At 58.8% G+C, this 14,619-nt stretch carries 11 protein-coding genes; 9 read left to right on the top strand and 2 right to left on the bottom strand.

Annotated features, from left to right (window positions below):
* Positions 1-36: 36 nt before the first annotated feature.
* A complete protein-coding gene (ltrA, locus tag IC37_RS14735) occupies positions 37-1,734 on the bottom strand; it encodes a group II intron reverse transcriptase/maturase (RefSeq protein WP_030130009.1) in 1,698 nt (565 codons plus the stop codon).
* Positions 1,735-2,859: 1,125 nt separating this feature from the next.
* Between ltrA and IC37_RS14730 the strand changes: the two genes are divergently transcribed.
* Genes IC37_RS14730 through IC37_RS14720 form a run of 3 tightly spaced genes read left to right on the top strand, consistent with a single transcriptional unit; the run spans position 2,860 to position 5,316 of the window.
* Positions 2,860-3,879, top strand: coding sequence for an aminoglycoside phosphotransferase family protein (locus IC37_RS14730; RefSeq protein WP_030130010.1), 1,020 nt, complete (start codon positions 2,860-2,862; stop codon positions 3,877-3,879).
* Entirely contained in the window at positions 3,876-4,547 is a 672-nt protein-coding gene (murU, locus tag IC37_RS14725) for an N-acetylmuramate alpha-1-phosphate uridylyltransferase MurU (protein ID WP_030130011.1), read from the top strand. Before IC37_RS14730 ends, murU begins: the two co-directional genes overlap by 4 nt.
* 1 nt (position 4,548) lies before the next feature.
* Complete coding sequence (locus tag IC37_RS14720; RefSeq protein ID WP_030130012.1) at positions 4,549-5,316, top strand: TerB family tellurite resistance protein; 768 nt, start codon at positions 4,549-4,551, stop codon at positions 5,314-5,316.
* A gap of 132 nt (positions 5,317-5,448) precedes the next feature.
* Here the strand turns inward: IC37_RS14720 and IC37_RS14715 are convergent, their stop codons facing one another.
* Positions 5,449-6,441, bottom strand: a complete 993-nt coding sequence (locus IC37_RS14715; RefSeq protein WP_030130013.1) for an alpha/beta hydrolase family protein — start codon at positions 6,439-6,441, stop codon at positions 5,449-5,451.
* 73 nt (positions 6,442-6,514) lie between these two features.
* Between IC37_RS14715 and IC37_RS14710 the strand changes: the two genes are divergently transcribed.
* From IC37_RS14710 to IC37_RS14685, 6 genes are all read left to right on the top strand, one after another.
* The gene (locus IC37_RS14710; RefSeq protein ID WP_030130014.1) at positions 6,515-8,911 is read left to right on the top strand and encodes a PAS domain S-box protein; all 2,397 of its coding nucleotides are present in this window, start codon (positions 6,515-6,517) and stop codon (positions 8,909-8,911) included.
* A gap of 119 nt (positions 8,912-9,030) precedes the next feature.
* Positions 9,031-9,672 (top strand): response regulator transcription factor, encoded by a 642-nt coding sequence (locus IC37_RS14705; RefSeq protein ID WP_174160275.1) that lies wholly within the window; start codon positions 9,031-9,033, stop codon positions 9,670-9,672.
* A gap of 377 nt (positions 9,673-10,049) precedes the next feature.
* The gene (locus IC37_RS14700) at positions 10,050-11,174 is read left to right on the top strand and encodes an ABC transporter ATP-binding protein (protein ID WP_030130015.1); all 1,125 of its coding nucleotides are present in this window, start codon (positions 10,050-10,052) and stop codon (positions 11,172-11,174) included.
* Positions 11,175-11,222: 48 nt separating this feature from the next.
* Positions 11,223-12,266 (top strand): ABC transporter substrate-binding protein, encoded by a 1,044-nt coding sequence (locus IC37_RS14695; protein WP_030130016.1) that lies wholly within the window; start codon positions 11,223-11,225, stop codon positions 12,264-12,266.
* A gap of 198 nt (positions 12,267-12,464) precedes the next feature.
* Positions 12,465-13,712: an ABC transporter permease gene (locus IC37_RS14690; protein ID WP_030130017.1), complete on the top strand. Its 1,248-nt coding sequence runs from the start codon at positions 12,465-12,467 to the stop codon at positions 13,710-13,712.
* Positions 13,713-13,724: 12 nt separating this feature from the next.
* Positions 13,725-14,549, top strand: coding sequence for an ABC transporter permease (locus IC37_RS14685; RefSeq protein ID WP_030130018.1), 825 nt, complete (start codon positions 13,725-13,727; stop codon positions 14,547-14,549).
* Positions 14,550-14,619 lie beyond the last annotated feature (70 nt).

Below are 14,619 nucleotides of genomic sequence, written 5' to 3'. Positions count from 1 at the left end.
CGTGCGCCTTTCAGCGCATACGGCTCAAGTCTTTACCTAACCCCCATAATTGGGAGCCGGTTTGTTCACTGTTAACCCACGAGCATGAAGCTGCTGGTGGCAAATGGGATGCAATAGTACCCGGTTGCTTAGCGAGTCACCACCGCCTTGTGAGCGATAAATGATGTGGTGGTCATGCCACCCTGTCTCCCTAGTTATGGGGTTCTTGCACAGTAGACACAGACCTTTTTGTGATTGAAACAGGCTTGATACTTGCCTGCGGTATTTCAGCTTCCCGAGCATCCGGGACATCCGCAGTTTTTCGCCCATTTCCTCCATCACGGGGTCGAACGGGTTGTACTCCCCGCTGATTTTTCTGTGCCTCTCGATCGGCGTAGCCTCCAGGGTGTATAGCCTGATCTCCTCTTTGACTTCAGCCTCTATCAGTAACGTGGTACGGAACACCCAGCTTCGCCCTTCGATATGTTTGAAATACTTCTTCCTGATCCAATCGAGACTTTTATTCGGGTGTCGCCGTTTTGCCCAATGCCAAAGTGCCTTGAATATCTGGTAATCCATGCGACTGTACGCTTTCTTGGCTACCACGGGCTGGTGATAGAGCGCCCAGCCACGCAGTACTGGATTCAACAGGCGAATCAGATTCTCCTGTTTCACCGCCTTATTGGCGCTGATGACCTCCTTTACCTTGCGATAAAACGTACGCACGTTTTTCTTGCTTGGTTTGATCAGGAGCTTCCCGCCATATTTACGGAAATTCCATCCCAGAAAGTCGAAGCCTTCATCTATGTGGACGACATGGGTTTTCTCAAGCGACAGCTGTAGCCCCCGTACCGCAAGGAACTGCTCCACCCAAGGTTTGACCTCGTTTACCAGCACTTCTTTCGAGCTACCGGTAATCACAAAATCATCCGCATATCGCACCACATTGATCTTCAGCTTCTTGGCCCTTGTCACGCCCAGATGTTGCTTGAGCTGTGTTTCCAGACCGTCCAACACCATGTTTGCCAAGGTAGGCGAGATAATCCCGCCCTGTGGCGTACCGGCATTCGTTGCCTGTAGCTGGCCTTTATGAATCACACCAGCCTTCAACCACTTCCGGAGGATCGCCTTGTCCGTAGGGATATTGGCGATCAACCAGTCGTGATTGATATGGTCGAAGCAACCTTTGATGTCCGCCTCCAATACCCATTGGGCCGAAACCTTCTTGGATAGGCAAACGAACAGCTGGCCCATCGCATCCGCCGTCGAGCGTTCGATCCTGAAGCCGTAGCTATTCGGATCACCCGTGGTTTCTGCGATGGGTGCCAGCGCCAGCAAATACAACGCCTGCATGGCCCTGTCAGTCATGGTCGGAATGCCCAAAGGACGTTCCGTCCCATTTGACTTCGGAATGAACACACGCCGTAAAGGCCGTGGCTTATATCCGTGGCGCTTCAACCCATTTGCCGCTTTCCATTTAGCATCGGGTGTATCCCAGAGCACGCGGTCGACTCCCGCCGTGCGCTTGCCCTGGTTTTCAGTGACTCGCCGTACAGCCAAGTATCTGGCCGTTCGAGAGCGGGTCAGCATCCGTTGCAAGGCTTTCACCCTGCGCCATTGGCCTTCCCGACAAGCCTTCGCAATCCGTAACTGCATTGCCCGAACGTTCCGCTGAACACGACACCAGTCGATGTCATGCCACTGTTGCGGAATGTCGGAGGGCGCAGACACGGCTTTTAGGCTGTGTACTATCATGCTGCCTTCCTCCCAAGTTTCCCCGGACAGGAGACGTACGCATCCCCTGACGGGAATGGACGTTCCCGTCAGGGTTGGATTAATAGGAGACCACTACAGCTGGCCTCTAAGATCATTGAGACAGGTTCAGTCAGAGTTCATGCGACGAAAGACCACGCAGAAGTCTGCCCGGTTTCCCGTGGGGTAATGTCTCAACCCCTATCCGGACCATTACAGCCCGGCGTTCGCTTTCTCTGCGATCCCATACCCGCACAGCCAACAGATCCCCTTGCGGTTCACCTGCCCGAAGGCAGCCATACGGGCTTACCACGTTCCCCGCCTGTCACACGACTGGGTTAGGGTCTGCCTTTCCACCGGGGGCATTGCAGCGACGTATTCCCACATCCCACAGGAATATCCGACCCCATACCTTTTGGTTCATGCCTATCAGCAGTTTTGGCATGGTTATCCTTACGGTGTTTATCAGCAGTTCACTTACGTTACCCTTACCAGCCAGCCTAGCGCCTCGACCCGGTTCTGCTCCGAGTGTCCACATCACGCTTCGCAGCGAAAATGCACCCAAGATTGGGGGCTACATTGTCGGAAAAGCTTCATACCCCACCGTTACCAGTGACGCATGTCTTCCTAGGCTATCGTTGGTCGCACAACGAGTCCGCTGTTACCCTGCAAGCAAGATAAATGGACAATGACAGACAGAGCTTTCGCTCATGTCTCCGGTTTGATGAGATGAGAGCAGGGACTGTCGGGGCAGCATGCTCTGTGAGATTGTTACCTCCTGTTTCTAGTGCAGGAGATAACCCCAGCGGGGATTGTCTTCCGCGTGGGTTTAGCCCTCAGGGGGCTTATGTATAAAGGTGCACTCAGAACCGGGAGAACCGATTCTGCGGTCGCGCTACCGTGCTAAGCGACCTTGGGCTTATGTCACCGCCGCTGCGGCAAGTCCTTGAAGACATTGGACTTCTGGGACGGTTTTGATTCATGGGATTGGGTACCCAAGCTGTCGGTTTTCATCGAAAACCCTTCAAGATGACCTTACACCTCGAAGTGTGGCCACGCGTGTCGCACAAGATGTCGGATAATAAAGCATGACCCGCTTGACGGCTAGCGCCGTCGGAGACCCTTGCAATGCCTGATCAAGATGTACGCTTGCAACACCTGAAAGTTTGGCTCGATGAACAGTTGGCTATCCTCTTTGCAGAACAAGGCTGGGGCTCCGTGCCCCCGGCCACGTTGACCGCGGCCAGTAGCGACGCGAGTTTTCGACGTTATTTTCGCTGGGAAGGCGCAGGCCGAAGCTTCATCGTAATGGACGCGCCACCGCCCCAGGAAAACTGCAAACCCTTCGTGGATATTGCGTTTCTGCTGGCGAAATCCGGAATAAACGTGCCGAAAATTTATGCCGAAGACCTCGAGCGTGGTTTTCTTTTGCTCAATGACCTGGGTAACAAGACTTACCTGGACGTGATCGACAGCGAAAACGCTGACGATTTGTTCAAGGATGCCCTGCAAGCGTTGCTGGCTTTCCAACAGTTGCCGATGGTGGCACCGCTGCCGAGTTATGACGTGGCACTGCTGCGTCGCGAGCTGGAACTGTTCCCCGAATGGTACGTGAAGCGCGAACTGGGCATCGAATTCGACTCGGCGCAGCAAATCCTGTGGCAGCAGGTCAGTGATCTGCTGATCCACAGCGCTCTGGCCCAGCCCAAAGTCCTGGTGCATCGAGACTACATGCCGCGCAACCTGATGCTCAGCGAGCCGAATCCCGGTGTGCTGGATTTTCAGGACGCGGTCTACGGCCCTGTGACCTACGACGTGACCTGCCTGTTCAAGGACGCCTTCCTCAGTTGGCCTGAAGAGCGCGTGCGTGGCTGGCTGGAGGATTACTGGCAGCAAGCCGGCGCGCTCGACATTCCGGTTCAACCAGACTTTGAAGATTTCCTGCGTGCCAGCGACCTGATGGGCGTGCAGCGACACCTGAAAGTCATCGGCATTTTCGCCCGCATCTGCCATCGCGATGGCAAGCCACGCTACCTTGGCGATGTGCCACGCTTCTTTGCTTATATAGACGCGGTCATCGCCCGTCGCCCTGAATTGGCGGAGCTGGGTGAATTGCTGGCCAGTCTGCGTGCTGGAGCGAATGAATGAAGGCAATGATTCTGGCGGCGGGTAAAGGCGAGCGCATGCGTCCGCTGACCCTGACCACGCCAAAACCACTGGTTCGCGCCGGCGGAGTGCCCCTGATCGAATATCACCTGCGCGCCTTGGCGGCTGCAGGGTTTACCGAGATCGTGATCAACCATGCCTGGCTCGGTCAGCAGATCGAGGATTACCTGGGCGATGGCTCGCGGTATGGCGTGAGCATTCAGTACTCGGCGGAAGGTGAGCCGCTGGAAACCGGTGGTGGTATTTTTCGCGCGTTGCCGTTGCTGGGGGACGAGGCTTTTGTGGTGGTCAACGGTGACATCTGGACCGACTACGACTTCAGCGTGTTGCATCAGCCCATCGCCGGGCTCGCTCATCTAGTATTGGCGGACAACCCGGCGCACCACCCGAGTGGAGACTTCACGTTGGTCGATAGCCAGGTGCAGGACGGCCGGCCGGATACATCATCCCTGACCTACAGCGGCATCGCCGTGCTGCACCCGCAGCTGTTCGACGGTTGCTCGGCCGGTGCCTTCAAGCTTGCGCCGCTGCTGCGCAAAGCCATGGCCGATGGACTAGTGACCGGCGAACGCCTGAATGGGCAGTGGGTGGATGTCGGTACTCATGAGCGCCTGGCTGAAGTAGAAACTTTGATAGAAGCGAGACGCTGACATGTTGTGGCCAGGGACTCTGATTGGAGCCGGAGCGGGCTTTGCCATAGCCAGCATTCCGGGGGCCATGCTCGGCGCTTTGTTAGGACAGGCGCTGGACCGGCGCTTGCACCTGCAAAGCTGGGCACATTTGTGGGAAAAATTCGGTGGTCGTTCGGTGCTGCGCAACGATGAACTGCTGTTCGTGTTGCTGGGCCGTTTGGCCAAGAGTGATGGGCGGGTAGTGGATGGCCACATCCAGCAGGCGCGACAGGAAATGCGCTCGCTGGAGATGACCGAATCGGCGCAACGTCGAGCGATTGCGGCGTTCAATCGCGGTAAGTCGGGACATGACCGGTTGCGCGGTTATCTGCGACGCCTGAGTGCTCAACCCCATGCGGCGGAAGGTGTGTTGCGTGCCTGTTGGCGGATGGTCTGGGCCGACGGCCGCGCCGGTCGCAGTGAGCGCGAGCTGATTGCCCAATGGGGCAAATGGTTAGGGTGGACGCGGCAACAGGTGCAGGCCTTGGCGACTGACTATGAGCCGCAGAAACGCCCATCGGTCAGCAGCGCTGTAACTTATCAAGATGCCTTGCGGCTATTGGGAGTGTCGGCGACCAGTGAGCCGGCGCAAATCAAACGCGCCTATCGACGCTTGCTCAGTCGCCATCACCCGGACAAGATTGCCGGCAGCGGTGCGACGGCGTTGCAGGTTCGTGAGGCCACGGACAAGACTCGTGAATTGCATACTGCCTATACGTTGATTCGTGAGCGGCGGGATTTTCGTTAGCAGGGCAGAGTTGTGTTGACAGTGCTATCGCCTTCGCGAGCAAGCCCGCTCCCACATTTGATCGGCGTTACCTGTCTGAACGCGATCTAGTGTGGGAGCGGGCTTGCTCGCGAAGGGGGCGCCGCCGATCTATCAGTCTGCCGCACTCTGCGGATTCAACCACCCGCGCACCCGACGGACCAATTGCTCTTGCTCGGCCTTGGCATTCCCCGGCAAAGCCTTGAGCGACACCTGACTGAACCCCGAAGTCTTCAAGCGCTTGCTGGCCTGCAAACGCTCCAGCGCCGCGTTACGATCCACCGGCTTATCCATATAGAAGATATCTGCGGTAGGCAGCTTCAAGGTGGGTGTGAGCTCAGCCAGCCCCGGCGTCGCTGTAACAGGCGTCTGAGCGGCGATCATCACCAACTTCTCGACTTGCGATGGCTGCTTCTCGCTCAGATAACGCGCGGCCCAATAAGCACCGGTGCCATGGCCCAGCACGACGATGCTGCGAGCGCTTTGCTGTTCGGCATAGGCGATGGCCGCATCGATGCGAGCGAAGATTCGTTCCGCGTCCGTTTTGGCCTGTTCTTCGGTGGTTTCGACGATGGCCTTGTCGGCCACATCCGCTTCGCCGCCGGCCGCCTGTTCGATGGGCGCCGCAGTCGTGGAGTCTTTGCTGCCGGCATCAGACGCTTTGGGCACTGGCGCCACTTCGACGATCCGTGGCGCAATGGCTTCGCTTTGCAGGTCTGGCAAGGTGATACTCAGGCTGCTCCACTCGGCGTCCGGCAACTTGCGCCGCAATGGGGTGATCGATTGCGGCCAGTCAACGGTTTCGCCGGCGCCCGGGATGATAATCACCGCGCCTTTGGGTTCGGCGGTATTGGCCGGTTTCCACAAGGCGAGAAAGCTGTCGGTGCCGGCTTGCAGTTGTTGCTGTTCCTGCGCAGGGATTTTTCGCTCAAGTGCTGTCGCTTCTTCCTGACTACGCTCAAGCAGCGGCTGGCGTTCAACCGGTTTTTCTTCTGCGGGTTTTTCCGCAGTGGCAGGTGCCGGGTCGCCCGCCTCGACGGAAAACGCGCAAGGCAGGATCAACGACAGGCACAATGCTGGCAGTGCCAGGCGGTAGACAGGGGGCATCGGATATTCCAGGCCAGAAGTTATTCCGGCAGCCTAATGGGTTGGTCAGTACTTGTCAGTGTGTGAGACTTCGATGATGCATTTTCGCTGCCTGTGGGTTATCGGCTGGTTGTGGTTTCCCTTGATGGGCTGGGCGGCGCCCGCGCCACCAGCGCATGTCGTGCACTTGTCGCCAGCGCAACAGCAATGGCTGGCGCAGCATGGCGAGTTGCGGGTCGGGGTGGTGCTGCAAACGCCCTATGCCCAATACGATCGCCGCTTGCAGCGCCTGTCCGGGGTTAACGTCGAGCTGATGAAGTGGCTGGCCAAGGCGCTCAAGATCGAACTGAGCTGGCGCAATTATCCTGATCTTGCGCAACTGGAAGCCGCGGCGCGTGAAGGCGACATCGATATCGCGCCAGGGCTGACGCAAACCCCCGCGGCTTTGCGGCTCTGGCAATTTTCCGACCCTTACATGCGGGTGCCGCAACTGGTGGTCAGCGACCAGAAGAGCACCGGTGCGGTAGAGCTGGAAAAGCTCGACAGCCAGACCCGCGTCGCCGTGCGCATGCCCAGCGTCACCGCCGATTATCTGCGCAGCAATTATCCCCATCTGAACCTGCAAGGCGTGCCTCTGGAGCGTCAGGCGCTGCAATTGTTGTTGAGTCAGCAGGCCGGTTATGCCGTGGTCGATGAAGCGCAGTTCGGGCGTCTGTCTGTCGAGCCCGAATTCTCCGGGCTGGCCGTGGTGGGCGATATCGGTTTCCCGCAACTGCTGCGAGTGGCCACGCGCCGGGACTGGCCGGAGTTGGCCGGGATCGTCGAAAGTGCGCTACGGGCGATTCCGGCCAAGGACCTCGAACAACTGCACAATCAATGGCTGCAACCCAAGTACCCGCGGCTGTCCGAGTCGCCGGGTTTTTGGCAGAACCTCAGTCTGCTCTTGGTGGTGTTGCTGTTGAGCTGCATGGCCATTGTGTTTTGGCTGCGTCGCCAACAACACAGTCTGGAGCAGCGATTGCTGGCGGCGCGCGAAGACATTGCCCTGCGCGAGGCCAGCGAAGAGGCCTTGCGCCTCACGCAATTTTCCATCGATCAGAGCACCGTCGGCATCCTCTGGGTCAATTGGGACAGCCATGTGCGCTACGCCAACCGCGCGGCCGAAACCATGCTCGGCTACCCGGCGGGAGGGATCATTGATCGGCCGTTGATCGACTTCGAACCCGGTTTGCACATGGACCGCTGGCTGAGCCTGTGGAAGCGCGCGCGGGCCAGTGAGGACGGGCCGCTAAGTTTCGAAACCAATTGCGTGCGAGCGGATGGCAGTATTCTGCCGGCGGATGTTTCGTTGAGCTTCTTGCGTTTTCGCGATGGCGAATACCTGGTGGTTTACCTCAATGACGTCACCGAGCGTCGTCGCGCTCTGGCCGCATTGCAGGAAAGCGAGGCGAGGCTGCAAGGGATCGCCGCCAACGTCCCCGGCCTGGTCTTTCGTCTGGAGCGTGCGCCGGTGACCGGGCAGATCGACTTTGCCTACATCAGTGAAGGCAGCGAGAGCCTGGTGGGGTACTCGCCAACCACCCTGGCCCATCGGGACAAAGGCCTGCGCAGTCTGGTGCATCCGGACGACAAGGCCAGTTATCACCAGACTCAGGATCATGCACTGGATACCGACAGTGACTGGTCGTGGCAGGGGAGGATTCTGACCCGTCAGGGTGAACAACGCTGGGCCGAGATCAAGGCCATCACCCGTCGACTTGAAGACGGCACCTATGTCTGGGACGGGATTGTCTGGGACATCACCGAGAGCAAACGCATCGAACTGGAGCTGGCCAGCTCCCGCGAGCAATTGCGTGAGTTGTCCGCGCACCTGGAGAGCGTGCGGGAAGAGGAAAAGGCCCGGATTGCCCGGGAAGTTCATGACGAACTGGGTCAGATGCTGACCGTGCTCAAGCTGGAAACATCCATGTGTGAGCTGGCCTATGCCCAGCTCGATCCGGGGCTGCACGAGCGTTTGAACAGCATGAAGCGTTTGATCGCTCAGCTGTTTCAACTGGTGCGCGATGTGGCCACGGCGCTACGGCCGCCGATTCTCGATGCCGGGATCGCTTCGGCCATTGAGTGGCAGGCCCGGCGGTTCGAGGCGCGTACGCAGATCCCATGCCTGGTGCAGGTGCCGGATAACCTGCCGGTGCTCAGCGATGCCAAGGCCATCGGGCTGTTCCGGATCCTTCAGGAAGCGCTGACCAATGTCATGCGCCACGCCCAGGCGCATACTGTTGAACTGACGCTGGCCCTTGAGGGCGATGAACTCTGTCTGACCGTCAGTGATGATGGCGTAGGATTTGTCGCCGCCGCTGGCCGGCCGACATCCTTTGGCGTGGTTGGCATGCGTGAGCGGGTGTTGATCATGGGCGGGCAGTTGTCGCTTGAGAGTGAGCCGGGGGAGGGCACGACCCTGAGTGTGCGAGTGCCGCTGGATGAAGCCTGATGGTTTTAAGTTGTTTGGACTGGCGCCTTCGCGAGCAAGCCCGCTCCCACAGGGGGGGACGCATTCCAAATGTGGGAGCGGGCTTGCTCGCGAATGATCTTGGCTCTGACATAAGAAGAATGGAGAAGAACGTGATCCGTGTACTGGTAGCCGAAGACCACACCATCGTTCGCGAAGGCATCAAGCAATTGATTGGCCTGGCCAAGGACTTGCTGGTGGTAGGGGAGGCGAGCAATGGCGAGCAGTTGCTCGAGACCTTGCGCCATGTTCCGTGCGAAGTGGTGTTGCTGGATATCTCCATGCCCGGGGTCAATGGCCTGGAAGCGATCCCGCGGATTCGCGCACTGAACAATCCCCCGGCGATTCTGGTGTTGTCGATGCACGACGAAGCGCAAATGGCCGCACGGGCGTTAAAGGTTGGCGCCGCAGGCTATGCGACCAAGGACAGCGATCCGGCATTGCTGCTGACGGCAATCCGCAAGGTCGCGGCGGGTGGGCGATACATCGACCCGGACCTGGCCGACCGCATGGTCTTCGAAGTCGGCCTGACGGATTCGCGGCCGTTGCACTCGTTGCTGTCGGAGCGTGAATTCTCGGTGTTCGAACGCTTGGCCCAAGGCGCCAACGTCAATGACATCGCCCAACAACTGGCCCTGAGCAGCAAAACCATCAGCACTCACAAGGCGCGGTTGATGCAGAAACTCAACATCACCTCCCTGGCCGAACTGGTGAAGTACGCGATGGAGCACAAACTCCTCTGACACGACTAATCCCACTGATTCACTGCAATCCAATGTGGGAGCGGGCTTGCTCGCGAAGAGGACATCACATTCAACATCCATGTTGCTTGATCTACCGCTTTCGCGAGCAAGCCCGCTCCCACAGGGAATCTCCTTTGTGCATCCCATCGTGGGCATATCCAATAACGACACCCTTTTGCCCATCGCTTTTGCCCGTTCTTGCGGCTTGCAGCGTCAAGCTAACCGCTCCCCTATCCATTCCCGCCATCCTTGTAGGGCAATCCCTACCCCCAACCTTCCATCCGGCTGAGGCGATTCTCTCCTGCGCCCCGATTTGCGTGGCTCCCAGCGTCCACTAGGCTTAGTCCACAGCAGTCATCAATAACAAAGGTGTGGGTATGAGCCAGGTTGATTCAAGCGCAGGGGCCAGCGATATTCTGGTCAGCTTTCGTGGAGTGCAAAAGAGCTACGACGGCGAGAACCTGATCGTCAAAGACCTCAACCTGGATATTCGCAAAGGCGAATTTCTCACCTTGCTCGGGCCGTCCGGCTCCGGCAAGACTACCAGTCTGATGATGCTCGCCGGTTTCGAAACGCCGACCGCCGGGGAAATTCAACTGGCCGGGCGCTCCATCAACAACGTGCCGCCGCATAAACGCGACATCGGCATGGTGTTCCAGAACTACGCGTTGTTCCCGCACATGACGGTCGCCGAGAACCTGGCGTTCCCGCTGACCGTGCGCGGCTTGAACAAAAGCGACGTCAGTGACCGGGTCAAGCGTGTTTTGAGCATGGTTCAGCTCGACACCTTCGCCCAGCGTTATCCAGCGCAACTGTCCGGTGGTCAGCAGCAGCGTGTGGCCCTGGCTCGCGCTCTGGTGTTCGAACCACAACTGGTACTGATGGACGAACCCCTGGGCGCACTGGACAAACAACTGCGTGAACACATGCAGATGGAAATCAAACACCTGCACCAGCGCCTCGGCGTGACTGTGGTCTACGTGACCCACGACCAGGGCGAAGCCCTGACCATGTCCGACCGTGTGGCGGTTTTCCATCAAGGTGAAATCCAGCAGATCGCCCCGCCGCGCTCCCTCTATGAAGAACCGAAAAACACCTTCGTCGCCAACTTCATCGGCGAGAACAACCGTCTCAATGGCCGCTTGCACAGCCACACCGGCGACCGCTGCGTGGTCGAGCTCGGTCGCGGTGAAAAGGTTGAAGCGCTGGCGGTCAACGTCGGCAAGACTGGCGAACCGGTCACGCTGTCGATTCGCCCGGAACGCGTGAGCCTCAATGGCTCGAGCGAGTCCTGCGTCAACCGCTTCTCAGGGAGGGTGGCGGAATTCATCTATCTGGGCGACCACGTCCGGGTTCGCCTGGAAGTCTGCGGCAAGACCGACTTCTTCGTGAAACAACCGATTGCCGAGCTCGATCCCGCGCTGGCTGTCGGTGATGTGGTACCGCTTGGCTGGCAGGTCGAACACGTTCGCGCGCTCGACCCACTTTTAGAGGCGCATTGATCGCCCCCCTGCTTCACCAACACTAACCCTGCAGTTGGAGAACAATAAATGTTGAGATCCCTGAAATTCACAGCCCTGGTCGTGGGCATGATGGGTGCGGCGCACGCGATGGCGGCGGGCCCGGACCTGACCGTGGTGTCTTTTGGCGGGGCGAACAAGGCGGCGCAGGCCAAAGCCTTTTACGCACCATGGGAAGCGGCAGGCAACGGCAAAATCGTCGCTGGCGAATACAACGGCGAGATGGCCAAGGTCAAAGCCATGGTCGACACCAAGAGCGTGTCTTGGGACCTGGTGGAAGTTGAATCGCCAGAACTGTCCCGTGGTTGCGACGAAGACATGTTCGAGCAACTCGATCCTGCGCTGTTCGGCAAGACCGAAGACTACGTCAAAGGCGCTATTCAGCCGTGCGGTGTGGGCTTCTTCGTGTGGTCGACCGTGCTGGCCTACAACGCCGACAAGCTGAAAACCGCTCCGACCAGTTGGGTGGATTTCTGGGACACCAAGAAATTCCCGGGCAAACGCGGCCTGCGTAAAGGCGCCAAGTACACCCTGGAATTCGCCTTGATGGCCGATGGCGTAGCACCGAAAGACGTCTACAAAGTGCTGGCCGGCAAGGACGGTCAGGACCGCGCGTTCAAGAAACTCGATGAGCTCAAACCAAGCATCCAGTGGTGGGAAGCCGGCGCACAACCGCCGCAATACCTCGCCTCCGGCGACGTGGTCATGAGCTCTGCCTACAACGGCCGGATCGCGGCGGTACAGAAAGAAAGCAACCTGAAAGTGGTGTGGAACGGCGGCATCTACGACTTCGACGCATGGGCGATTCCAAAGGGTCTAGATAAGACCCGTGCCGAAGCGGCGAAAAAATTCATCGCGTTCTCGGTGGCGCCGCAGCAGCAGAAGACCTACTCGGAAAACATCGCCTACGGCCCGGCCAACACCCAAGCCGTGCCATTGCTGTCCAAGGATGTCCTGAAAGACATGCCGACCACCCCGGAAAACATCGCCAACCAAGTGCAGATCGACGTCAGCTTCTGGGCTGACAACGGCGAGCAACTGGAGCAGCGCTTCAATTCCTGGGCTGCGAAGTAACCACGCTACACGGGACGACGGTTCACCGGATGATCGTTCCCACGCTCTGCGTGGGAATGCCGCCCGGGACGCTCCGCGTCCCTGTGACGCAGAGCATCACTGGATGCGTTACCACGCAGAGCGTGGGAACGATCAGTACCAAAAGTTCGAGGTGGCGTTTGCCGCCTCTGCAACGATCAAAGATTTCCGGAGTACGCCATGGCCACCGCCATTCCCCTGAACGCGGGCACTGACCCCACCTTGAAGCAGCGGCTCAAGCACGCCGAGCGGATCAACCGCTGGAAAGCACAAGCCTTGATCGCGCCGTTGGTGCTGTTTCTGTTGCTGGTGTTTCTGGTGCCGATCGTGGCGCTGCTCTACAAAAGCGTCGGTAACCCGGAAGTGGTCGGCACCATGCCGCGCACCGTGGCAGCCATCGCCAGTTGGGATGGCCGAGGCCTGCCGGCAGAGCCTGTGTACAAGGCCGCCAGCGAAGACCTCGCCGAAGCTCGCAAGAATCAGACCTTGGGCGACTTGTCCAAGCGCTTGAACATGGAGTTGGCCGGCTACCGCAGCCTGCTGACCAAAACCGCCCGCGCCTTGCCGTTCGCCACCGAACCGGCCTCCTATAAAGAAGCGCTGGAAGCGCTGGATGAACGTTGGGGGGACCCGGCCTATTGGCAAGTCGTGCGCCGCAACACCAGTGGCGTCACGCCTTATTACCTGCTGGCCTCCGTCGACCACCGTATCGACGACCTCGGCGAAGTGGCCCCGGCCACCCCCGATCAGGCGATCTACCTCGATATCTTCGCCCGGACCTTCTGGATGGGTCTGATCATCACCGTGATCTGTCTGGTGCTGGCCTATCCATTGGCCTACCTGCTGGCGAACCTGCCATCGCGACAAAGCAACCTGTTGATGATTCTGGTGCTGTTGCCGTTCTGGACCTCGATTCTGGTGCGGGTCGCCGCGTGGATCGTGTTACTGCAATCGGGTGGCCTCATCAACAGCGGCCTGATGGCCATGGGCGTCATCGACAAGCCGCTGGAGCTGGTGTTCAACCGCACCGGGGTCTACATCTCTATGGTGCACATCCTGCTGCCGTTCATGATTCTGCCGATCTACAGCGTGATGAAAGGCATCTCGCCGACGTACATGCGTGCAGCGATTTCCCTCGGCTGCCACCCGTTCGCCAGTTTCTGGCGGGTGTATTTCCCGCAGACCTATGCCGGTGTCGGCGCCGGTTGCCTGTTGGTGTTCATCCTCGCCATCGGCTACTACATTACCCCGGCATTGCTGGGCAGCCCGAACGATCAGATGGTCAGTTATTTCGTCGCCTTCTACACCAACACCAGCATCAACTGGGGCATGGCGACCGCACTCGGTGGGCTGTTGCTGCTGGCGACCGTGGTGCTTTATCTGATTTACAGCTGGCTGGTGGGCGCCAGTCGCCTGCGCCTGAGCTAAGGGGAGAATGAAATGCTGAGTCCTTATATGTCGCCCATCGAACGGGTGTGGTTCTACAGTTTGCGGATTCTCTGCGGCTTGATTTTGTTGTTCCTGATCCTGCCGGTGCTGGTGATCATTCCGCTGTCGTTCAACTCAGGGAGTTTTCTGGTCTATCCGCTGCAAGGCTTCTCGCTGCACTGGTACCAGGACTTTTTTGCGTCGGCGGAATGGATGCGTTCGTTGAAGAACAGCATGATCGTGGCCCCGGCGGCCACCGTGTTGGCGATGATCTTCGGTACGCTGGCGGCGATCGGTCTGACCCGGGGCGATTTTCCGGGTAAACCGCTGGTGATGGCGCTGGTGATTTCGCCGATGGTGGTGCCAGTGGTGATTATTGGTGTGGCCAGCTATCTGTTCTTTGCGCCGCTGGGGTTCGGTAACAGCTATATCTCGCTGATCGTCGTGCACGCCGTCTTGGGCGTGCCATTTGTAATCATCACTGTGTCGGCGACGTTGCAGGGGTTTAACCAAAACCTGGTGCGGGCCGCTGCAAGCCTGGGCGCTTCGCCGCTGACCGCGTTTCGTCGGGTGACATTGCCATTGATTGCGCCGGGCGTGATTTCCGGTGCGCTGTTTGCCTTTGCCACCTCATTCGATGAAGTGGTGGTGACGCTGTTCCTCGCCGGTCCTGAGCAAGCGACCTTGCCTCGGCAGATGTTCAGCGGCATCCGCGAAAACCTCAGCCCGACGATTGCCGCTGCCGCGACGCTGTTGATCGCGTTCTCGGTGATCCTGTTGCTGACGCTGGAGTGGCTGCGCGGGCGCAGCGAAAAACTGCGTACCGCGCAGGTCTGAAATTTCACACAGCTCAAAATGTGGGAGCGGGCTTGCTCGCGAAGACGGCGGCACATTCGACATACACGTC

It is taken from the genome of Pseudomonas sp. QTF5, assembly GCF_000512695.2.
In the GTDB taxonomy this organism is placed as follows: domain Bacteria; phylum Pseudomonadota; class Gammaproteobacteria; order Pseudomonadales; family Pseudomonadaceae; genus Aquipseudomonas.
The sequence above is the reverse complement of the archived record's forward strand: the minus strand, read 5'-3'. Positions and strand labels throughout refer to the sequence as shown.

Coding starts and splice junctions, on each gene's coding strand:
- ltrA (WP_030130009.1), bottom strand. CDS start 1,734: ATGATAGTACACAGCCTAAAAGCCGTGTCTGCGCCCTCCGACATTCCG.
- IC37_RS14730 (WP_030130010.1), top strand. CDS start 2,860: ATGCCTGATCAAGATGTACGCTTGCAACACCTGAAAGTTTGGCTCGAT.
- murU (WP_030130011.1), top strand. CDS start 3,876: ATGAAGGCAATGATTCTGGCGGCGGGTAAAGGCGAGCGCATGCGTCCG.
- IC37_RS14720 (WP_030130012.1), top strand. CDS start 4,549: ATGTTGTGGCCAGGGACTCTGATTGGAGCCGGAGCGGGCTTTGCCATA.
- IC37_RS14715 (WP_030130013.1), bottom strand. CDS start 6,441: ATGCCCCCTGTCTACCGCCTGGCACTGCCAGCATTGTGCCTGTCGTTG.
- IC37_RS14710 (WP_030130014.1), top strand. CDS start 6,515: ATGATGCATTTTCGCTGCCTGTGGGTTATCGGCTGGTTGTGGTTTCCC.
- IC37_RS14705 (WP_174160275.1), top strand. CDS start 9,031: ATGGAGAAGAACGTGATCCGTGTACTGGTAGCCGAAGACCACACCATC.
- IC37_RS14700 (WP_030130015.1), top strand. CDS start 10,050: ATGAGCCAGGTTGATTCAAGCGCAGGGGCCAGCGATATTCTGGTCAGC.
- IC37_RS14695 (WP_030130016.1), top strand. CDS start 11,223: ATGTTGAGATCCCTGAAATTCACAGCCCTGGTCGTGGGCATGATGGGT.
- IC37_RS14690 (WP_030130017.1), top strand. CDS start 12,465: ATGGCCACCGCCATTCCCCTGAACGCGGGCACTGACCCCACCTTGAAG.
- IC37_RS14685 (WP_030130018.1), top strand. CDS start 13,725: ATGCTGAGTCCTTATATGTCGCCCATCGAACGGGTGTGGTTCTACAGT.